Source organism: Psychrobacter sp. 1U1, from assembly GCF_051847535.1.
Lineage (GTDB): Bacteria > Pseudomonadota > Gammaproteobacteria > Pseudomonadales > Moraxellaceae > Psychrobacter > Psychrobacter saeujeotis.
This window is the reverse complement of the sequence record NZ_JBPYDD010000002.1, coordinates 291,420-313,523: the sequence shown is the minus strand read 5'-3', so window position 1 is coordinate 313,523 and position 22,104 is coordinate 291,420. Positions and strand designations below refer to the sequence as shown.

Here is a 22,104-nt window from a genome sequence, read left to right as displayed (position 1 = left end):
AGAAATATTTATATAAATTGCATTTTAATATTATCAGCCTTAGCCACATTATCCTACAAAGGCACGCTCGACTGCATAATCTGCCTGTACGCCCATACGCGGTGAGACAGTAAGACCAAAGTCATCTAAAATCGCTGAAACTTCCGCATTGAAGGGCATACTACCGCAGATCATCACACGGTCATCTTCTTTATTCATCGGTGGCAAACCAATATCTTCAAACAGTTTGCCTGATTTCATCAAATCAGTGACGCGCCCAGTGTTTCTAAACTCTTCACGCGTGACAGTCGGATAGTAGATGAACTTTTCGCGGTACCATTCGCCAAAGATTTCGTCATTTGGTAGCTCGTTTTCAAACATATCTTGATAAGCCAAATCATCAATATGACGTACGCCATGAACCAAAATGATTTTATCAAAGCGCTCGTAAACTTCAGGGTCACGTGCTAACGCTAAAAACGGCGCAAGCCCAGTACCCGTTGATAGCATATAAAGGTGTTTACCTGGTAATAAATCGTCTAATACCAAGGTACCTGTTGGTTTTTTGCTGACCAATAGCTCGTCACCGACTTTGATATGCTGCAAGCGTGAAGTCAATGGACCGTCTTGGACTTTGATAGAAAAGAATTCTAAATGCTCTTCATAGTTAGGGCTAGCAATCGAGTAAGCGCGCAGTAATGGTCTACCATCGATAGCGAGACCGATCATCGCAAACTCACCATTACGAAAACGTAAACCGTCATCGCGCGTGGTTTTGATGCTAAATAGAGCGTCATTCCAGTGATGAACCTCTGTGACCGTTTCGGTGCGAAGTTTTGACATAAAGTCCTCGTTAATAGATTACTGACTACATTATTAGGTTTAAATGAGTATTAAATTAAAATTTTCAACGGTAGATTCAATACTCTAAAAGTCTATGTCGCTTATGACCATTATCAAAATCATGATAGAGACAGTGAGTGCAACCGCTTAAAATTTAAAATATTAAACTTATTAATCTTGGGTGTTATGAGTTCAATAGCATTATGAATCAAGCAAATAGGCTGCATTATAAACCGCTATTTTAACATTATTATTAAGCGTTATAAGGAGACCTGAATGCCTGTTAAGTATATGTATAGAGACGCCAGTATACGAATACAAACGATTCTCAATAAATTCCACGCTCATAATACCAAACTTTAAAATAAAAATCCGCTCAGCGGCTCTAAGCGGGCATGATAAAATAGAATATCGTTAGTAAATAATTTTGTATGATTGGATGAGACTGTTTTATAGTCAGTCTGTTTTATTGTATAAATCTGTTTTGAATAGACAAATTGTCACTATTGGCAAGTTTTTTGGAGAGTTTTTATGTCAGGTGACAATATGGTAGAGGGCAATCTACCGGAGGGCTATGCGTCAGAAGGCTATCACCATGCGCCAATTATTGGCTATCATCGTGCGCCATTGTCACAGAAGTTTGGGGCGCCAAGACAGCCAAATTTGGTGGCATTGACTAGCGTGATTGAGATGTTAGCGCCTTACGATACACCAGCGGCGTTTGTCGGATTAGAAGCCTTTAGTCATATTTGGCTCAGCTGGCAGTTCCATCATAACAATTTACATAAAAGTGGTCAGGTAAGCAAAGCCAGTCATGGGAGTACAGAAGAGCATGCTAACAAAGCGGATAGTAGTTTTCGCGCGCAAGTACGACCACCACGACTAGGCGGTAATCAGAAGATAGGGGTGTTTGCCAGTCGCAGTATGTATCGACCATCAGGTTTAGGGCTGTCTGTGGTTAAGCTTGAGCGGGTTGAGGTGGTAGAAGGTCGCATATTACTGATCATTAGCGGTGCTGATATGATTGATGGTACGCCAATTATCGATATCAAACCCTATGTCGCTTATAGCGACGCTGTTATTGAGGCAAAAAGTGGTTTTGCACCAACTGCGCCGGCGCTGCTCAATGTGACGATAACTGAGTCTGCTTACAAGCAATTTATGAATTTGGTTAAGATAGGGCAATCTGACAAAACCAACCATCAGGATGTTGGTACAAATAATGCTACGGTATCTTCGACGGTTTGCAAGATACAAAACCAATTGCTCATCTCTGATATCGACTCTATAAAAGCCTTGATCGCGCAAGATCCGCGTCCTGCGTACCGCCGTACGGAGATAAACAAAGTGTTTACGATGCGCTATAAGTCTGTGGATGTGAGCTTTCAGTTGATAGAGTCAGGGCAGTTACAAATCATGGCAATTGTGGAAGTAGCTTAGTTTTTTTAAATAGTTAGCTAACCAATGCAAGCAGTAGTACTCATTTTACCTAGATTAAAAAGAAGAAAAATATGTCCGCTCAGCAGTATTCGATAGTGATTGATTTACGTTGGTGTCTTGATGAACTATTGGCAGATAGGGTGATTGACCAGCGTGGCTATAATTTGGTGATTACTAGTCGCCGTGATAAGGCGCAGCATCCGCTACTGACGATTAGTGAATTTGGTTTGCCAAATGGTCATGCGCTTGATAATAGTTCCGAGAATAAATTAACACTGGCATGGCTCAACCAATGGCTGGCCGCCAAAGCAGATATGTCAATCGTGCGTATTGATCCGTTAAAGGTTGATGTGCCAGCGGTGACACAGTTGATGTCTTTTGAATACGCACGCTCGCAGCATATTTTGCCGATTGAGGTTACATTAAATGAGGTCATCATCGGTACCGATCAGCCGTTTTATACCGATTGGCACACAAACATCGAAAAGCTGATTAAATCTAAAAGCTATCGCACGGTCTATATTAATCCTGAACAAATTAATCGCTATCGGCAAGAGTTTTACCAAGTCACACAAGCGATTGCCGGGGCAAATAGTGTGCATAAGCGTGCGGCTGCTGATGTGACCAATGTTGAGGCTTTATTGCAGTTAGGCGACAACACCAATCCAGATGCCAATGACCAACATATCGTCAAAGTCGTCGATTGGCTGCTGCAATATGCCTTTGAGCAGCGCGCCAGTGATATTCATCTAGAGCCGCGCCGTGAGACAGGCAAAGTACGTTTTCGTATCGATGGCGTGCTGCATACTGTCTATGAGATGCCACTTGCGATTATAGTCGCGGTAACCGCGCGTATTAAAATCTTAGGACGTCTTAATGTGGCAGAAAAGCGCAAACCGCAAGATGGCCGCCTAAAAACCCGTACCCATAATGGAATGGAGACTGAGCTGCGTCTGTCTACCATGCCGACTGCTTTTGGTGAAAAGCTGGTTATGCGCGTCTTTGACCCAGAAGTGTTGGTGCGCTCGTTTGCTCAGCTTGGATTGTCGGGTAAGCAGCTTGAAACTTGGCAGGAGCTGACCGCACATCCAAACGGCATTATTTTGGTCACCGGTCCGACGGGCTCTGGTAAAACGACTACTCTATACAGTACGCTCAAGCAGCTAGCGACTGAGCAAGTCAATGTCTGTACTATCGAAGATCCTATCGAGATGATTGAGCCCGCCTTTAACCAAATGCAGGTCAATACGGGCGTGGATTTGCACTTCGCTGATGGTATCCGCTCTTTAATGCGTCAAGACCCGGACATTATTATGGTCGGTGAGATTCGTGATAACGAGACCGCCAACATGGCAGTGCAGGCATCCCTAACTGGACACTTGGTACTCTCGACGTTGCATACCAATGATGCACCAAGCTCCCTGACTCGTTTGCATGATTTGGGTGTCCAACCGTTTTTGACTTCGGCAACTATCTTGGGCGTGATGGCGCAGCGCTTGTTACGTACATTATGCCCACATTGCAAGCAGGCAGTTGATGTCAAATCAGATAGCGAAATGGCTATTCAGTGGCAGGAGTTGGTACAGCCTTGGCGCGCTGCTGTGCCAGCACAAATCTATACGGCGCAGGGCTGTGAGCACTGTCGCCATACAGGTTATCAAGGCCGCGTTGGTCTGTACGAGATCATGCCATTGTCGAATGAGCTAAAAAAGCTGGTAGCGGCTGATGCCAATTTGGATACCCTCAAACAACAAGCGTACCGCGAAGGCGTGCAACCACTACGCCTGTCTGGAGCGAAGCGCATCAGTGAAGGGGTGACGACCATAGAAGAGGTAATGCGCGTGGTGCCACTTAACTAGCTAACATGGTTTGAGCTATCTTTAGCGCTCCCAGCGTACATTTTGGCGAATGATTTTTGCAGGCGTACCCGCCACCATACAGTTTGGGGTCTCAATGGGTTTATTGACAAAAGCGCCTGCAGCAATGATACACCCGCTAGCGATAGTGACGTTTTTAGAGATAGTCACATTGGCGGCAATCCATATGTGATCTTCTAAGACAACATCAGCATGAGCATCATTTAGTCGCACATTAGAGTCTATATCGTAGACTTTGTGGACGTCAGTTGCCCGAATTTCAATACCGCGCGATATCATGCAAGCGTTACCGATAGTCACGCTCTTATCGCGTGCCAAAATATAACAGTTTATGGCAGTGGTACGCTCACCGATATGAATGTGCAAATGATTGCCAACGATTAATAATTGACCAGAGAATTTGACATGATCTGCGATAGTGACTTGATTGTGACTACCATTGATATCGATTTTTAAGGTGTTAAATTGTCCATGCTCACCGATGGTGATTTGGTTGTCATGGCCCTTACGAATGGTAATGACTGAATTGCCAATAATACGCGCATCTGTAGCAATATCGATTTGATTGTCGTGTCCGTTGTCCTGCAATAAGAACCGCTGTTTGTACAAATACTTAGGTAGCAGAGTCTTTATGATAGGTGGTAGGGTAACGGTTTTTTTATGATTCATAATGATAAGGCTTGTAAAGGGTGAGTAAAAGATGCGATGTTTTTGCTAGTGATACGCCATTATTAGCGTCGTGGGTTTATGAGGTTTTAGCCATGTTTACGGCATCTATAGAGCTAAGTTAAGTTTTATAAATAGCTATAGTCGATTCTAAATAAAATAGATACATTATATTTCAACGCGGAACTGGTATAAATTTTTCTGGCGTGCTGTGCCTGCGCAGCTCGATACTGCGTAAAATTCATCCCAGTTCCACTGTATCGTTTTTATACTGAACTCACTATAGCCTGATAGTTTACTGTTAAAGAACGCTTGAAAACAGTGCTATTTATAGCAATAAATAGTGTAGCGATTACCAAATCCATATTTTAAAAGATGTTACTTATTAACGAGATTGTTTATGTTTACTGATACCCATTGCCATCTAAACCGGTTAGATTTAACGAAGTATGATGGTCGATTGTCCGGCGCGATAGCTGCTATGAAAGAAGCCAATGTCACCCGTGCGATGGCGATTATGTGTGATTTTGCTGAATATGATGAGATTGCCAATATTGTCAGCACTTACGGTGATGAGACGTTAAATCTAGGCATGAGTGTGGGTATCCATCCTTGTGAAGATATTGGCATATTGCAATCAGCGACGGTTGAGCGTTTGATAGAGACCGCTGACGCTAAGCATGTCTGGGCAATAGGTGAGACGGGACTGGATTACTACTGGTCAACAGAAAATAAAAAAGAGCAACAAGCCAGCCTTGCCCGTCATATACATGCCAGTCAACGCTTGAAAAAACCCCTAGTCGTACATATGCGTGATGCCAAAGAGGATACTATCGATATCTTAAAAGCAGAAGGCGCTGAACATGGCATTATTCACTGCTTTACCGAAGATTGGGAGACAGCAAAACGTGCGCTGGATTTAGGGTTTTATATTTCGTTCTCAGGTATTGTGAGTTTTAAGAGTGCGCAAATGATTCAAGATGCAGCAAAAAATATGCCCAAAGACAGAATACTTATCGAAACAGATAGCCCGTATCTTGCACCTGTGCCCAAACGCGGTAGACCTAACGAGCCGGCGTATGTTCCTTACGTTGCCAGTTATCTTGCTAATATGTATGGCTGTAGTAGTGATGAAGTAGGGGCGCTGACTGCAAAAAACTTTGAAAATTTACTGGCACAGTATCATTAAAATCGTTATGCTATGACCAGTCAGTCATTAATTGTATAGTCTTTTTGCTGCGTACCCAGTTATTAAGTATAAGAGCGTAAGCGTATGATTATGCATAAATATAGTTAATTCGCTATAAAAGTTTATACCAGTTGCGCATCACGTTACCACGTATCGGTTTTATTCGGTATCGACTACATTAAGCGAATATAAATATAGTTCATTATAGTTTTTATGCAGTCTTTATACTGACATTATCATTTCACTATCTATTGTACTGGTTATCGCAATATGGTCACGTGCTTATTTTGGCCAAGTTTTAGGAGAGATTATGAGTCGTCAACATCAGTTTAAAGCGCGCGAAGAGAATATCTTAGCGATGGCTGAGCAGTTATTACTTGAGTCAGGCGACGGTGATATCACTTTAGACAGTTTGGCCGATCAACTGGATCTGGCAAAAGGGACGCTATATAAGCATTTCTCGAGTAAAGATGAGCTGTATCTGCGTATTATTATTCGTTATGAAGAGCAGCTGTTTGAGATAAATCGTATTGATGATTGTCCATCGGCAGGGATTGCGCGGATGATATTTCAGCAGCTGCTCAATCCACAAAAAGCCATGCTGCTCAATCAAATAGAAGAACGTCTGGCAGCTTCAGTGACTGGTCTCAATCGTCTGTTCGGTGAGCTATATGATATTCGCCGCCAGCGTATGAAGCGTCTGCTCGATATTATCAGCATTTATCTAAAAGATGAACGTAGCAGTTTGAGCACTCGTGATTATTTGTCTTCCATTTGGGCGATGGGTCAAGGCGGGGCTGGGCTATTGAACTCTAGTTTTTATCAGCGTTATTTAGGTCGCCGCGATACTCTACGTTATGTCTTTGTGCAGCAGATGCTTGAGTTACCCAGTCATTATCCAGCTGATGCGACGGACCAAGATGTATTGGATGAAGACATGCAAGAATTGGTTGAGCAAATTGATACAGAATCAGAAGAACATCGTAATACGACTTATTAATAACAGGTATAACATGCCGATCACTGTAAAGACTCATTCCCGCTCAGTGGTCGAGCATGCCTTTTGTCCCCTAGGCAATAAACTGTCTAGTATAAATAACGACATGGCTATAAAATTCAGTCATTGTCATCGCTGTTGTCAATCTCCTAAGCCTCAAGAAAGCTATTCGCAAAAAAAATATTTTCAAGCATTACCTAATCAAGTACCTTCTTCAAAAACTGTATTGCCAATACTAGCACGTTCACAGACTGGTTTTACTCTAGTCGAAATCATGGTGGTCATGGTTATCTTGTCTATATTTGCTGGCATGATTGCTGTATCAGTCGGTAGTAGTGAGTCCCGAAAAAACCGCGCCTTTTATGAGCATCTTACTGATTCATTGAGCTATGTCAGACTACTGGCAGCTGAGCGTATGCAGCCAATGGGTTTAAGCTTGCAAGCAGACAAGCAAGGTCAAGTAACGCCCTTTATCATGAGTTTATCAAACCCTTATATCGGCTATCAGACTCAATCGGTAATGCCAAACGGCGATAGTACACCCAAAAACGCAATGGAGTTATCTGCAGACTTGTCTGGTATGTCAGGCGCTAATGGCGATAACCAACCAACGCCCAGCTGGGAGCTGGAGACGGAAGTCACATTGCCACAAATGCCAGCTGGGGTCAGCTTAAGCATTCAAAGTCTACAGGCAAACAGTGCGTCAGGGCTTGAGTCCACTCAAACTTTACAGCCTTGGTTTAATGGGCAAGCAGTGCCGCAGGTATTATGGTTTGGTACAGGGCAAGCAACTCCTGTCACGATTGAGGTGCGCCATCAATCGCGATTGGTCGGAGAAGTCATCACTATTATGCCGGATGGTAGTATGACGATAGGACAAGGACTGTAGCTGATGACGAAGAATTGTAAGCCAACAGCGCACATGACAACTCGTAGCACACGCCAAACCTTACTAACAAAGCGTGAGGGTGGGTTTACATTGATAGAAGTGATGGTGGCGCTTGCGATACTGGCAGTGGTCGCTGTTGCCGCTAGCCGAGCTAGTAGTGCATATTTAAGCTCGGTTGAGGTACTACGTACGCGCACGCTTGCGCATTTTGTAGCACAAAACGTCGCGGCTGATTTACGGATTCAAGAGTCGTGGTTGACAGCCAATAGCACGCAAACGATGGATGCGCAAGGCCGCGCGTGGCAAGTAGCAATGACCGTCAATAGTACTTTGTCGCCAGCGTTAAAAGAGGTAAATATTAGCGTTGCGCCTATTGTTGATGGGCAAGTGCGCTCAGCGGTAACAGATATCGATGTGATCTTAGGCAATACAGAACAAGATGTCGGTAGCTTAGATCTGAGTAGTTTAAATCCAAGTGGAGGCAACTTGTGAGGCAGCAGCGCGGCTTTACCTTACTTGAGCTTATGGTCGCGATGGCAATATTTGCAATGCTTGCCGTCGCAGGATGGCAGGTGTTTGATGGAGTCAACCGTGCGCGCGAGCGGGCACAGTTCCATGCCGATCAGCTTGCGGTCTTACAATATGCGTATTTGCAACTGCAACAAGACATGGGTCAAGTCGTTGCCTATCAAGTCCCCTCTACGCAAAATAGTAGCGCGAATGGCTCCAACCTGAATGCCAACACCAATGGTAATGATGCTAACAACAATACTAATAGCGAACAAGACTCTGTAACTGCTGAACCTTTTATGAATTTAGATGGTGAGCAGCTTAGTTTTGTGCGTTTTGCCGATCCGGATCCGCGCTATCAAACCAGTCCAAGTTTGCAGCGTGTGGAGTATGTCTTTACAGATCAACGTCTTATTCGGCGACAATATCATAGTATCGAAAGGGAGGCTGATAGCGTCAGCCTAGATACAGTGCTGCTCAGCGGTGTCACAGCGGGGCGCTGGCAAGCCTACCTACCTGAGGTCAGTAATAACTTCCCTAGTACGGAACGCCAAGTCGGTAATAATGAGAACAACAATAGCGTTAATTCTGCTTTCGATAAAGTGGAGACTGTCTTACTTCCCAAAGGGGTAGGGATAAGCTTTACTTATCAAGATATGCCGCTTACATGGCAATGGGCGCTTGCGCCGCAACCTCTGCCAGTTAATAGTAGTGGACTTAATACCAATATAGGCGGTAATAACAACAACGAGAATAACCCTGATAACATGACAAACGGCCAATAATAGGAGGCGCTTATGACAATGACAGCAGACTCCCAGCGCGGCGTGGCCTTATTGACCATCTTGCTTTTGGTCGTCAGTATTACAGTGGTAGCAGGGGCAATGCTTGCGAGCCAAAAAATCGTTATTCGTCGCAGTGGGCTACTATTTAATCAAGATCAGTTGCTACAAGACCTTGAAGCAGGAAAGCAGTTAGCGATCACCATTATTCGTGCTGATGATAAGCTAAATGATAACGATAGCATGCAGGATATTTGGGCGCAGCCGATGCCGTCCTATACTTTAGGGTCGCACAGCATCACTATCGCGTTGCGCGATGAGGCCAGTCGTTTTAATATCAATAATCTTTATCATGATAACGCAGTCGATAGCGATGCATTGGAGGTATTTCAGCGTTTGTTAACCCAGTTAAACCTAGAGCCTGAAATCGCTATCGCGATACTTGATTGGCAAGACCCAGACAATGAAATCTATAACGATGGCGGTGATGAAAGTGTCTTATATGGTGAGCAAACAAATATTCGCGCAAATAAAGCACTGCCCAATCAATCATTGGTCAGTATCGACCAACTCCAAGAGGTACGCGGGGTAAATGCTGATACATTGGCAATTTTGCGCCCGTATGTTACCGCAGTCCCTTATTTTGTGCCAATTAATATCAATACAGCAAGCCCCGTACTATTAGCTGCATTGATGGATGAGGCGACCCCACAGCAGATGCAAGCGTTTACAGACTTGCGCACGCAGCAAGTGTTGGCCTCTGTTGATGATTTATGGCAGTTACCGCCATTCATCAGTATGAGTGCTGAGGCGCGTCAAGGGTTTGAATCGTTATTAGCGGTGGATAGTCAAGCATTCAGAGCGCTTATTACCGCAACTGGCAATAGCGATGTAGGCGTCTCGCCGCAACGGTTTGCCACAGTATTAATCAGTAAAACGAACTCTGAAAATGACGACGACGATATAAATAATAATGATGATGTTAACAACAGCGGTAACAATAATAGCAAAGCTAAGACCGTAACAGTCGTAGCACAGCGCTTATGGGCATTTCGTCCTAGTTTTTAACAGCCAGTACTATTATTCAAAAATGCATTGTTAATCATTAAGCTGCGTCTTTTCGCTTGACTTCCAATTGTAAGCACCATAAAACAACATTTGCGCTTGGCGAGTACAATTATGTAGCATTAATTGTTTTTTCTCCTCGATTTCTGCTGGATTCATCTCATCGTCGTGCTCTTCAGAATATGTGAGCTCTAACCAATCAATAATCCAAGAAAAAAACATATTGACCCCAGCTTCGGCCAATAAACGGCGGTCATAATCGTTGATATGCGTGAAGGCAGGCTGCAGTGCCAAATCCTCTCCCAAGATTTTTCCATGCATTTTTATTAGATTGCTAATGGCTTTACGGACAGCTTCTGAGCCACCAAAGCGCTCACTGACCAAAAACTGCCAATAACGAGGCTGTGCATTGACGGTTTGTAAAAACAATTGAATGCTTTTTGCAATTTGACGATCAAAACTGCGTTTGCGACCGATCTGTAGACCATCACGTAAGATCGCAAGGGTACCGCCTAGCTCTTCAACGACCAATGCTTCACCCAATGATTCCATGTCATCAAAATGACGATAAAATGCCGTCGGCACCACACCAACTTCACGAGTTACTTGTCTAAGACTAATGGAGCTAAATGATTGCCCTGTGATGCATAAGTCTAGCACTGCATTAAAAAATGCTCGCCGAGTTTGAAGCTTTTTTTGTTCGCGACTGCTCATAATATTTCAAAATTACCTAATAGATGTTTATCATACTCATTTCAACGCAAAAATACGAATGAAATACGTGGTTAGCGTCGATACTAACAGCGAGATTATCAAACCATTGTACCCCAATGACCCTGCAACTCTTGCGCCAACCTATAAGCTTCATGATCATTCATACCAGTAATAAAGTCTAAAATATTTAGAATATTATGATAAATATCCTCTGTCAGTAGGCGTCTGTTTTCATCAAGATGGGGCTGTAACAAGCTTAAGAGGCGTTGCTGCTCAAAAGGTTTTGATGCGCTTGTATGTGCCATCCATGCCAATGGCATAAATGAGTCAAGTAGACGATGTAAGCATTGGTTCGCCATAAGCTCCATGCGCACTTTACTTGGATGATTAAATATCTGTTCGCGTGCTAATTGCTTGGCTTGATTGATACCATTTTGCACACTTGCATCACAATGCGCAAATAAACTGCCATTGAGGGTTCCAGCTAGCAACTTATCGCTATTTACCACAAAAGCATCGGTCACGGTATTGACCAAGCGCATCATTGCGCGTGCTCGCAGTGAAGCTAGGCTCTGTCGCACAGAGAGATGTGCAGGTAAGTCAATACTACTAGGACGCTCGCCAATCAACTCATAAAATATCGTCGCCACCTCATGATAAGTGAGCATATTCAAATTGATTCCATCCTCTAAATCTATAAGCGCATAGCAGATATCGTCTGCCGCTTCCAGCAGATAAGCCAGCGGATGACGAGCAAAACCATCGTGCTGCTCTGAGCGTGGCAATTGCAAACAGTCCGCCAACTGCTCCAACTGTGCAGCTTCACTATAAAAACAGCCAAATTTTTGTATTTTAGGGATAGGGTCGTTTTGATAAGCACTCTGATGTTGGTTGCTGTTTATTAGAGTGCTATTTATCGGATTGCTGTGCGCCGCTAGCCATGGGTATTTCATAAAGGCGCCTAATGTCGCACAGGTTAGGCGCATGCCGCCCAAGTCAGGATGATGCTCATTACGGACCAGTAGGCGAAACCCTTGCGCATTGCCTTCATATGCAAACAGATCAAGACGCTCGTTATCGCTGATATTCTGTAAAACTGATTGGCGATCAGAATGCATAAACCAATCACGAATGGCGTACTCACCAGCGTGACCAAAAGGGGGATTACCAATATCATGAGCAAGACAGGCTGCTTGGACGATGACGCCTACATCTGCTGGCGTGACACCTGCAGGTAGGCCATTGCCTAATTTATCATGAAGCTTTTCTGCTGCCATGATTCCTAGCGAGCGCCCAATACAAGACACTTCTAAAGAGTGAGTTAGGCGTGTATGAATGCCTAGCTGATTGGTTAATGGATGGACTTGAGTCTTTTGATTGAGCTGACGAAAGGAGTGCGAGAACACCAAACGATCATAGTCTTTATGAAAGGAGGAGCGAGCACTGTCTTGGATAGGGGCTGGTTTTACACTACCTAGACGCTGTGCGGTGAATAATCGTGCCCAATGATCGGCTGGGGTAGTAAGCTTATTAAAATGAGCAGGCATGGTTTATATTCCATTATTATTGTCATTAACATTATCGTCTTTTGAGATACGCTTTATAAAAATGTGCGATGTCTAATGCGTGAGGTTTGACATCCGTTAAATCAGTATAATAAAAAAAGCCAGCGCGAAGGCTGACTTTTAGTTGTACTATGCTAAGACTGTGTAAGTCAGCAAGCAGGCAAAATGCTCATACTGTTGGGACACTTATACGTTAAAGCGGAAATGCATCACATCGCCATCTTGTACAATATAGGTTTTGCCTTCTAGGCGTGATTTACCAGCGGCAGCAGCCCCTTTTTCGCCGTTATATTCGATAAAATCATCATAAGCGATGACCTCAGCGCGGATAAAACCACGCTCAAAATCAGTATGAATCACGCCCGCCGCTTGCGGCGCTGTTGCACCAATAGCGACAGTCCAAGCACGCACCTCTTTAACGCCAGCGGTAAAGTAAGTCTGCATATCGAGTAAGTCATAACCACCGCGAATCACTTGATCCAAACCTGCCTCTTCCATACCCATGTCTTCTAAGAAGTCTTTTTTGTCATCTTCATCCAGTTGCGCGATTTCAGATTCGATTTGGTTGCATAAGGCGATTACGATAGAGTCTTCACCCGTGGCGTAGTCGCGTACAGCATCGAGATAAGGGTTGTTTTCAAAACCATCCTCAGACACGTTAGCAATATACATGGTAGGCTTTAAGGTAATCAGACCATAACTTCTGATCAGTTTTTTCTCATCGCTATCTAATCCTGCTGCGCGCGCCGCTTTACCTTCAGCTAAGAGCGGCTCGATTTTTTTGAACACATCGAGCATAGCTGATGCATCTTTATCACCGCCTTTGGCTTTTTTGGTTAAGTTGAAAATCGCGCGCTCAACCGCGTCCAAATCAGCAAGTGCCAGCTCTGTATTGATGGTTTCGATATCATCAATTGGGCTGATGCGTCCATCGACATGCACCACATTATCATCATCAAAGCAGCGTACCACATGGGCAATGGCATCGGTTTCACGGATATTGGCCAAAAACTGGTTGCCCATACCTTCACCTTTTGAGGCGCCAGCGACCAAGCCTGCGATATCGACGAATTCCATCGTCGTTGGCAAGACGCGCTCAGGATTGACGATGTCCGCCAGCTTCTTTAAACGTGGATCTGGCACTGGTACGATACCAGTATTAGGATCTTTGGTACAAAACGGGAAGTTTTCAGCGGCGATTCCCGCTTTGGTTAAGGCATTAAATAAAGTGGACTTGCCTACGTTTGGTAGGCCGACGATGCCGCAGTTAAAACCCATAGTAATCTCTCAATCATTTAATATATTGTGGAATAAAAATTGGCGCTATTGTAGCAAAGTTTAGCTGTTAGCGGGCGTATAGATATGCTAATTTCATAGTAAGGCATTAGTAAATAGTGCGGGACTGAGGCAAAGACATGAGTAGCTTAAGTGATAGAGAACTGGTATGGATGGCGTTGTCAGACTTGTTCGTCGACCATCGTATCAATCATGAGCACATAGCCAATCAAGTGGCTCATTTGACCATCAGCGAAGTAGAACAAATCTTATTTCATGAAGTCGCCCCTGTTTGTATGAGCAATTTACTGATGCCCACACCGACTGTCTGCGAGAAATTTAGTGAGAATTACGTCCTCTCTAGCATGCAGCAGCATTTGGCTAAAATGCAGTCCAATGGGTTTTATCGTCGTAAGGTCTTATTAAAGGCAAAGTTTTACAAGGTTTTTTTGAAGCAAGATTGGTTAAAGCTAATGGCCAGAATGCGCCGAGCACAAAAAAAGCAAGCAAACGAGTTACAAAATTTTGACTTTTAAAGTTAAGGCTTATTCTTTAGTTTCAACCACTCCAATCATCACACCCATCTCTTTTTTATCGTGCTTATCAATACTGGGCGCATATAATGCTGAAGCAACACCGCCATCTAAAAACAGCGCATCTGGACAGTTTAAGTTATCCTTAAATAAGGATGCAAACTGATAAAATGTCACAGGCTCATCGCTATTGACGAGCTGTATGCTGCCATCCTTACAAACGCCTGCACCGTTACGAAACTTACGTGAGCTACTATCAGGGTTAAACTTTGGATGTATCTCATCATTGATGACCAGCATTGGCCCTGATTGGGTGGCGTACCAAGGATCTACTTCGCCACTGTTAAGCTGCTCAGCTAAAGCATGACTTTCAGTGATTTGCACGTTGCCAGATTTATCCCACCACATGACTCCATTGGGTAATAGATGAAAATTACCACCGCCTGCGTTTAGATTTAAAGCGCGAATCTTGTCACCTTCAATGATTGTATAACCAATCGGTGCGTAACGCTCATTGTACATGCCTGCATTCATGGCAAAAACTAAGTTCTGTTTCTTTGGCAGCGTATTCAATAAATTAGCAAAAGTAAGTAATGGTTTTGAGCCATCAGGTTGTTGCCAAAACAGCTGTAGAGAGTAGCGTTCACTATTTAGTATCTCAGCATTGATGCGACAGGTACTATAAGTAAAGGGTGAATCTTGCGACTGGCATGACCAGCTTTGCGTACCAGTATTAGATTTGTCAGCATCTATCGGCTGGCAGGCGCTAAGGCTTACCGTGAGTAGGGTCAACAGTAAGGCAAACACAAAGCTTGATATCAATCCGCTATCTTTTGTCATATCAATAATAATAGCTCAGCCCCTATAAACTATTTTTAATGATTAGTGGATGGAAGGTCGCGAAAGGTATTGTTTACATTACCAATCAGTTGACCGCCATCGACTTCATCATACTCTGGGCTATTAACGGTTTTTTCTGTAGGGGCGCTGGTCTCTTTACCTTTATCACGCGAGTCTTTGTTATAAGCAATCAGCGCATCGTTGTTTGCCAAAAAGCTATTAGGGTTTGCCATGACCCACATCTGGTTAAAGACATCAGCACGAGCGCTTTGATCAAGTAGCGCCCCCTTATCTGTAAAGTAAAAGTACTTCGATAGTAGCTTAATTTGACCATCATCTAGGCGACGTGCAATATGATAAGGTTGCAATTGGCTTGGGTGCTCAAGACCAACTGCCCCGACAATACTGGCGAGCGATTTGAGTGTGTTTTTGTGAAAGCTTGCAACGCGCTCAGCTTTGCTTGGCACATCGAGCGCTTTTTGACGATACGGATCTTGGGTTGCAACCCCTGTTGGACAAGTATTGGTATGACAAGAGCGCGACTGAATACAGCCAACCGCAAACATAAAGCCGCGCGCAGAGTTACACCAATCGGCGCCTAGCGCGATTAGACGAGCAATATCAAAACCTGTCACAATCTTGCCACTGACGCCAAGTTTAACCTTGTCACGGACGCCAGCCCCAACTAAGGTGTTATGTACCAACAAAAACCCTTCAACCATGGGCATGCCGACATTGTCCATAAACTCAACGGGTGCTGCGCCCGTACCACCTTCTGCACCATCAATCACGATAAAATCAGGGTAATTGTCCATCTCTATCATGGCTTTGACAATCGCCATAAACTGCCACGGCTGACCAATACACAGCTTAAAGCCCACAGGTTTACCGCCGGACAGCTCGCGTAGCTCTTGCCAAAAATTCACCAGCTCGCGCGGGGTACTAAAGGCAGTATGCGAGGAGGGCGACACACAGTCTTGACCAGTAGAGACTTGACGCGTATCTGCAATCTCTTGAGTGATTTTTTCGCTTGGTAGCACGCCACCTTTACCTGGTTTTGCGCCCTGTGATAGTTTGATTTCAATCATTTTTACTTGTGGGTCAACCGCTTTTTCGGCAAAGGACTGTGGGTCGAAGTCGCCATTTTCATCACGGCAACCAAAATAACCCGTACCAATCTCCCAAATCAGGTCCCCACCGAATTTACGGTGATAAGGACTGATTGCGCCCTCGCCCGTATCGTGGGTAAAGCCGCCCATCTTCGCGCCTTGGTTGAGCGCCATAATGGCATTGGCAGACAAGCTTCCAAAGCTCATCGCTGAGATGTTAAATACGGACATATCATGCGGCTGGGTGCAATGCTTGCCACCGACGATGATACGAAAGTCTTTATTTTTTATAGGTGCGCTAATCGCTGATTGCAAAAACCACTCTTTACCATGCGCGTATAAATCATCGAGCGTTCCAAAAGCATTGGTGTCACTGACCCCTTTTGCACGCTGATAGACCAATGCCCGCTGTTGACGTGAAAACGGTACTTGTTCTTTATCGTCCTCAAGCAAATACTGACGAATCTCGGGGCGAAAATCCTCTAGTACGTAACGAATATGACCTGCGACAGGGTAGTTGTTTAAGATGGAATGCTTGGATTGAACTAGATCATAAATACCTAAACCTACTGCCAAACCACCAATAACAATCAACCACCAGTTGATTAATAATAGCCCTGCCAAAAAAATTAAAATAGAGGCACCAAAGGTACTATAGCGTAGTAGCAGTCCTGTGATGTAAGGGCGACTGTGTTTGGGTTCAGGATTTAGATTGGTACGAGATTGGGGCATAGCAAGGCTCGGCAGTAATACGTAAAGATTAAAAAGGCGATAATAATCGAAAGAGCAAGTAGATCAAAAAACCCCTCTTTTATCATTATTAAGCACAAATAACGCGCTCAAATTTATCGCCTATATCATACACATATGATATCACTGCATAGCGGTATTTGAGTAACAATGTGCTAATGTGGTTATTATAATGTTCATACTCATAGGTGGCTTAACAGACGACTTGCACCAGTATTTTATCGTCATCAATAGCATTAAACTTAATTTCAACGGGCAAGAACTGCTCAATCAACCACGCTTGCGTCTCAGTATGCCCACTAATCATACGCGCTGTAAATTCACCACCACCTGACAAGGCTAAAGGTAATAGTAGCTGATCGGTTGAATATTCGTCGACCAGCGCATCCGTTTGAAATAGATAACGTTTCACCAGTCCTGCTAAGCGGCTACCCACATTTTCCGCTGAGCTGCGTTTTTCTCCTAGCAAGGTAAAAACTTCTTGGTGCGTGTGCTCTCCAGTTTTGTGGGTTACTCTATGAGTGACGAGGGCATAACAAGTATTTCCCTCACCGATGCCGCGTAGTTTATTGCCTTGCGTACTAATAAGCGTCTCGTTGATACCTGACTCAATGAGCGCACTTTTGGCGCTGGCAAGCTCGCGTTTGCAAATATCATAGTCTAGATTGAGCACACTAGCGATCAGCTCTATGCTGATAAGCTCTCCACGTTTGGTTAGCTGTAATGATTTTGAATCAGCACGACGCATAAACGGTGTGATAGTCGCTTGAACCACGCCGCCACCAATAGGTGCAAAGCCAGCTTGCTGGCATTCAAGTTCGACTTGCATGCCCAGCTTCGCTAGTGCAGGTATAAAGGCCTGCTGTAAAAAGTCGCTGGTCGGTGCCATCGGATTATGGGTGCCGCCTTTAATGGTCACGGTTGATTTGCAATGTTGATCGGCATTGGCAAATAGTAGAGCAGGGAGCAGGGTTTGTAGCACCAGACTGGTACTGCCTGCCGAGCCAATATCAAAGGTGTAGTCACCGAACTTAACAGTATTTGGCGTAAAACTAAAAGCCGTGCTACCTAAATGCGCGCCTGATACGCTGGCGTTTGAGATTGCTTGCGATGCCTCTACGCACATCAAGTGCTGGCGCATAAGTCCGGGTTTGGCACGACCTGCGCGGATATTGCTAATCTCAATCGGCGTGCCCGTTAGCATCGATAGTGAGAGCGCGGTACGGATGATTTGTCCGCCGCCTTCGCCGGTGCTGCCGTCGATTTTTAGGGGTTTGGTTTTTGGCATAGGGTTTTCTTTTTAGCGAATGAGTAGGGCTTCGGCAAGTTTAATTTTGGTACTCTCTTATTCTTCATTTTCTAAGTATATTTTTTTTGTTCAAGAAACTTATTTTGAATTAAAATATCAGGGATATTGTTAAGAGCTTCCCTCTCGGCTTTGATCCTAACTGCAAAGACGAAGGAAAAAATGGCTGAACGTGTCAATTGCAGGACATGCTCGGCGCTCTCAACAAATTCGGACTCTGAAATAAAAACTGGTTCTTCATAATAGGCTAATGAGGTTTCAATATCTTCAGGTTTTTCATTCTCATAAACAAATACAAAACTATGCTCCAAGGCATTTCGCCATTGCTTGTAAAAACTAAGCTCACCTTCTAGCTTGTGATTTAAATCACAAGCTATGCTATATAAACCAATCAAACCTTCATTATCATAAGCTTCAAACTTTTGACGTCTGTCTTCGTTTTCAAGTTCCCAAAAGGTATGAAAGTATGAGGGCCTGACTTTACCTTTATTGGTTTTAAGTTGTAAATCAAATAACAAAGCAATGGCATTACCTATCTTATCTAGTATACCAAAGCAAATTCGAAAAGCAGTACGAAGCTTTTCGATGTTTGTTCCTAGCAGCTCGTTGTCATATAGCTCCGCATAGCAAGCATCATCGTCAATATCGTTATCTTTCTTATCAGATTGATGTTCATACAACATTAATCTAGCAAGTCCAAATTCGGATTTAAGCCTATTTAATACCTTCTCCATCGGTAATATAAAATCTCCAGCAACTGCTCTAGTGGGCACTGGGATATTCAAGTTATCACGCGCACTTCCATGACACTTACAATATAAACCATGTTCACTAAGGCTTAAAAAATTATCTAAACACCATCTACGATATTCTGACAAAGATTGATATTCCTGTTCGTCTAAATGTTTGTCATCTTCTATATCTATACCCAAATCCAAACAATAATCTTCGATCTCTTTTTCCGTGTGTTTAGCCTTATTGAAAAAGTTATTTTGCCAGTCATAAGGAAATTCACTCGAAACACTAGCATGATAATAGCCTTGAGCTACCTCTTTATATTGTTGGATCGAGAATACTTCTGTAATCTGATTTAATAGTGATAAACATTCACTGCGATTTACCCAAGATTCTGGAATGTCTAATCCCATACAATTGACCTTGTCAAACAAACTTAATGCTTCTGAAAATCTATACTGCAGATATAGATTTATTCCCATATTAACCATGACCTGTGGCGACAAAACATCTTTATTTTTTCTACGAATCATAGTTGCTTTGAGAAGTAATGATCCTACTTCTGAAAATCTTTCTATCTTACTGACATCAGTTTTACAATAGTTATTGGAATCACTTTGAGTCAAATTACCTTTAGCGCTTGCTAAGCAGTAGTAATAACTATCACGAGTTAAACAGTGTTCAAAGCTATTAGACTCCATTATTTCCAATCCGATTTGAGAAGACTCTAGGTTGGAATCCCTATTACCTAAATCAACAAATAGTCCAGCAAGTCTAAAAAATGCGTAGGAAAAACTAGGGTCACTGAGATCATGGACTTTTTCTAGAAGCTCCTTTAAATATAAGCATAACTTATAGCTTTGTTCAAACTGCCCTTTATTAATCATTTCAGATGCATTATCTAACTGCAAGTTTGTATATATAAGCTTAGACTGGATGGAATCTTCCATAATTTTATCCTTGTGATATTAGAAAATAATAGTTCCTACCTATCCTTTAACACAAACTACCTGCCGCAAGGTATGTACCACTTCTACCAAGTCGTTTTGCGCTTGCATCACGTCATCAATATTTTTATAAGCCGCTGGAATCTCATCAATCACATCCGCATCCTTTCGGCATTCTACGCCTTCAGTCTGTGCAATTTGATCGGCGACCGTAAATACCTTTTTGGCTTCGGTACGTGACATGATACGACCTGCACCATGCGAGCAAGAGCAAAACGATTCTTCGTTTCCTTTACCGCGCACGATGAATGACTTGGCACCCATTGACCCCGGAATGATGCCGTATTCACCGACGCGGGCACGTACTGCGCCTTTACGCGTGACGAATACTTCCTCACCGTAGTGCTCTTCTTTTGCCACGTAGTTGTGGTGGCAGTTCACCGCTTTTCTTTGGGCATTGAAGGGTTTGGTAACAATATTGCGTAGTGCTTTAATAGCATTTTCCATCATGATTTCACGGTTTTTAAAGGCAAATCTTTGTGCCCAACCAACGGCAAACCAGTAATCATCGAAATGCTCTGTACCCTCGGCAAAGTAGGCCAAATCTTTATCTGGCAAGTTGATAAACCACTTGCGCATGTCCTCACGTGCCAGCTCAATAAAGTAGCGACCGATGGCATTACCCACACCGCGTGAGCCTGAGTGCAGCATGATCCAAACTTGATTGGTTTCATCAAGGCACACCTCGACAAAATGGTTACCCGTACCCAGCGTACCCAAGTGCTTTAGGTTATTGGTGTTTTTAAGCTTAGGGTGCTTTTGGGTTATATAGTTAAAGTCATCAACCAGCGTTCCCCAACCGTTCATTACGGTATCATCAGGGTTTGCCCATGCGCCAACATCACGGCGTGACCCGCGACCACGCGTTTTACTACGACCATGTGGAATGGCTTTTTCTAGTTCGGTACGCAGACCAAGCAAGCTATCTGGCAAATCGTTTGCGGTTAGAGTAGTTTGTACTGCCATCATTCCGCAGCCGATATCGACGCCAACGGCAGCCGGAATAATCGCTTCTTTGGTTGGCAATACGGTACCGATAGTCGCGCCAATACCGACATGCACATCAGGCATCACCGCAAGCCATTTATATACAAAAGGCATTTTTGAGGCTTTGATCAATTGGTCGTGCGCTTTTGGATCAACAGGCACGCCCTTGGTCCAAAGTTTTATCGGGGTTCCGCCATCTTGAATGATGTTATGAGTGGTAGGTTGCATAGCGTGCTCCTTAGCGTTGTAAAAATTGTTTTTCTTATTTTATATAGTGCTAAGGGTATGCCAAATTTTCTATTCCCTAGAATTATTTTTATAAGTATCTGATATAAAAAGAAAAATAGTTTTACATTTTGAGAAGAGTTATATTCATAAAATAGCTTTGAACTTTAAAAATATAAATTATTCTATTGTTATATAATTTAATATATATTAGGTAAGATTAAAGTTAAGTAGTATTTGAATATATTTTTAAGTGTGTAGTTTAGAGACAGGTGTAGCGTAGATGATGGCTCACGGAGTGCAATACTACATAATCATCCGGTTACCTTATGAAACCAATCAGGACTTTGTATTTACAAATAAAACATCTGGCAGTTTGGCTTAAGTATTGGGACTATATGAGATGGCTATCGGGGGCAATAACTACATTGACGATGGGCAAGCGACTGATGAGCTAGATATGGATCAGCTGATAAAGATAGACAGCTAATTAAAGTAACTGTCTAAAAAGAATACGCTTGTTTTAACCTTATAAAAAACAGTATTAATCATTCGCCAAATGTTTTGCAGACTATTAATACTGTTTTATTACTCAGCGACTGGCTCTACCGGCTCAACTTCAGTATCTGGCGGTCCTTCAACTGGCGCTGCTTCTTCTGGTGGCGGCTCAGCACAAGCGCCAAGCAGTAATGTGGCTCCTAATAGACCATACATGATTTGGTTTCTCATTTTTGTTCCTTATTTATAATAGGCATTTATACGCTATGGTTATAATGATAGCTGGTTGCTTTGATTATAGCAGAATGTCCCTTTTTACAAAG

At 43.3% G+C, this 22,104-nt stretch carries 20 protein-coding genes; 9 read left to right on the top strand and 11 right to left on the bottom strand.

The window, feature by feature from the left end; all coding sequences use genetic code 11:
- Nucleotides 1–48: 48 nt before the first annotated feature.
- The gene (locus ACS8FB_RS03610) at nt 49–822 is read right to left on the bottom strand and encodes a ferredoxin--NADP reductase (protein ID WP_439261044.1); all 774 of its coding nucleotides are present in this window, start codon (nt 820–822) and stop codon (nt 49–51) included.
- Between the two features lie 546 nt (nt 823–1,368).
- Between ACS8FB_RS03610 and ACS8FB_RS03605 the strand changes: the two genes are divergently transcribed.
- Both ACS8FB_RS03605 and ACS8FB_RS03600 read left to right on the top strand, forming a co-directional pair.
- Complete coding sequence (locus tag ACS8FB_RS03605; protein WP_439261296.1) at nt 1,369–2,262, top strand: SAM-dependent methyltransferase; 894 nt, start codon at nt 1,369–1,371, stop codon at nt 2,260–2,262.
- Nucleotides 2,263–2,333: 71 nt separating this feature from the next.
- Nucleotides 2,334–4,121 (top strand): GspE/PulE family protein, encoded by a 1,788-nt coding sequence (locus ACS8FB_RS03600; RefSeq protein WP_439261043.1) that lies wholly within the window; start codon nt 2,334–2,336, stop codon nt 4,119–4,121.
- Between the two features lie 21 nt (nt 4,122–4,142).
- On the opposite strand, the gene ACS8FB_RS03595 is transcribed toward ACS8FB_RS03600, so the two are convergent.
- On the bottom strand, nt 4,143–4,808 hold the full coding sequence (locus tag ACS8FB_RS03595; protein WP_439261042.1) for an acyltransferase: 666 nt from the start codon (nt 4,806–4,808) through the stop codon (nt 4,143–4,145).
- 397 nt (nt 4,809–5,205) lie between these two features.
- On the opposite strand from ACS8FB_RS03595, the gene ACS8FB_RS03590 reads away from it, so the two are divergent.
- From ACS8FB_RS03590 to gspK, 6 genes are all read left to right on the top strand, one after another.
- Complete coding sequence (locus ACS8FB_RS03590) at nt 5,206–5,994, top strand: TatD family hydrolase (protein ID WP_439261041.1); 789 nt, start codon at nt 5,206–5,208, stop codon at nt 5,992–5,994.
- A 310-nt stretch (nt 5,995–6,304) separates the two neighbouring features.
- Nucleotides 6,305–6,994, top strand: coding sequence for a TetR/AcrR family transcriptional regulator (locus ACS8FB_RS03585; protein ID WP_058369688.1), 690 nt, complete (start codon nt 6,305–6,307; stop codon nt 6,992–6,994).
- A 13-nt stretch (nt 6,995–7,007) separates the two neighbouring features.
- Entirely contained in the window at nt 7,008–7,880 is an 873-nt protein-coding gene (locus ACS8FB_RS03580; RefSeq protein WP_439261040.1) for a pilus assembly FimT family protein, read from the top strand.
- A gap of 3 nt (nt 7,881–7,883) precedes the next feature.
- A complete protein-coding gene (gspI, locus tag ACS8FB_RS03575) occupies nt 7,884–8,372 on the top strand; it encodes a type II secretion system minor pseudopilin GspI (RefSeq protein WP_439261039.1) in 489 nt (162 codons plus the stop codon).
- The gene (gene gspJ, locus ACS8FB_RS03570) at nt 8,369–9,175 is read left to right on the top strand and encodes a type II secretion system minor pseudopilin GspJ (RefSeq protein WP_439261038.1); all 807 of its coding nucleotides are present in this window, start codon (nt 8,369–8,371) and stop codon (nt 9,173–9,175) included. The genes gspI and gspJ overlap by 4 nt, the downstream gene beginning before the upstream one ends.
- 12 nt (nt 9,176–9,187) lie before the next feature.
- A complete protein-coding gene (gene gspK, locus ACS8FB_RS03565; protein ID WP_439261037.1) occupies nt 9,188–10,240 on the top strand; it encodes a type II secretion system minor pseudopilin GspK in 1,053 nt (350 codons plus the stop codon).
- A 30-nt stretch (nt 10,241–10,270) separates the two neighbouring features.
- Here gspK and ACS8FB_RS03560 read toward each other — a convergent pair whose 3' ends face one another.
- From ACS8FB_RS03560 to ychF, 3 genes are all read right to left on the bottom strand, one after another.
- Nucleotides 10,271–10,951, bottom strand: a complete 681-nt coding sequence (locus ACS8FB_RS03560; protein ID WP_075103641.1) for a TetR family transcriptional regulator — start codon at nt 10,949–10,951, stop codon at nt 10,271–10,273.
- A 98-nt stretch (nt 10,952–11,049) separates the two neighbouring features.
- On the bottom strand, nt 11,050–12,498 hold the full coding sequence (locus ACS8FB_RS03555; protein WP_439261036.1) for a deoxyguanosinetriphosphate triphosphohydrolase: 1,449 nt from the start codon (nt 12,496–12,498) through the stop codon (nt 11,050–11,052).
- A 204-nt stretch (nt 12,499–12,702) separates the two neighbouring features.
- Complete coding sequence (gene ychF / locus ACS8FB_RS03550) at nt 12,703–13,794, bottom strand: redox-regulated ATPase YchF (protein ID WP_439261035.1); 1,092 nt, start codon at nt 13,792–13,794, stop codon at nt 12,703–12,705.
- Nucleotides 13,795–13,931: 137 nt separating this feature from the next.
- Here ychF and ACS8FB_RS03545 point away from each other — a divergent pair, with 137 nt between their 5' ends.
- Complete coding sequence (locus ACS8FB_RS03545) at nt 13,932–14,327, top strand: DUF7079 family protein (protein WP_439261034.1); 396 nt, start codon at nt 13,932–13,934, stop codon at nt 14,325–14,327.
- 9 nt (nt 14,328–14,336) lie between these two features.
- On the opposite strand, the gene ACS8FB_RS03540 is transcribed toward ACS8FB_RS03545, so the two are convergent.
- From ACS8FB_RS03540 to ACS8FB_RS03515, 6 genes are all read right to left on the bottom strand, one after another.
- Nucleotides 14,337–15,164 (bottom strand): phosphodiester glycosidase family protein, encoded by an 828-nt coding sequence (locus ACS8FB_RS03540; protein ID WP_439261033.1) that lies wholly within the window; start codon nt 15,162–15,164, stop codon nt 14,337–14,339.
- Between the two features lie 35 nt (nt 15,165–15,199).
- Nucleotides 15,200–17,005, bottom strand: a complete 1,806-nt coding sequence (locus tag ACS8FB_RS03535; protein WP_439261032.1) for an FMN-binding glutamate synthase family protein — start codon at nt 17,003–17,005, stop codon at nt 15,200–15,202.
- Between the two features lie 211 nt (nt 17,006–17,216).
- Entirely contained in the window at nt 17,217–18,311 is a 1,095-nt protein-coding gene (gene rtcA / locus ACS8FB_RS03530; RefSeq protein ID WP_439261031.1) for an RNA 3'-terminal phosphate cyclase, read from the bottom strand.
- A gap of 71 nt (nt 18,312–18,382) precedes the next feature.
- Nucleotides 18,383–20,014 (bottom strand): LA2681 family HEPN domain-containing protein, encoded by a 1,632-nt coding sequence (locus ACS8FB_RS03525; protein WP_439261030.1) that lies wholly within the window; start codon nt 20,012–20,014, stop codon nt 18,383–18,385.
- Between the two features lie 39 nt (nt 20,015–20,053).
- On the bottom strand, nt 20,054–21,286 hold the full coding sequence (locus ACS8FB_RS03520) for an RtcB family protein (RefSeq protein WP_439261029.1): 1,233 nt from the start codon (nt 21,284–21,286) through the stop codon (nt 20,054–20,056).
- Nucleotides 21,287–21,871: 585 nt separating this feature from the next.
- Complete coding sequence (locus ACS8FB_RS03515) at nt 21,872–22,012, bottom strand: hypothetical protein (RefSeq protein WP_439261028.1); 141 nt, start codon at nt 22,010–22,012, stop codon at nt 21,872–21,874.
- Between the last annotated feature and the right edge of the window lie 92 nt (nt 22,013–22,104).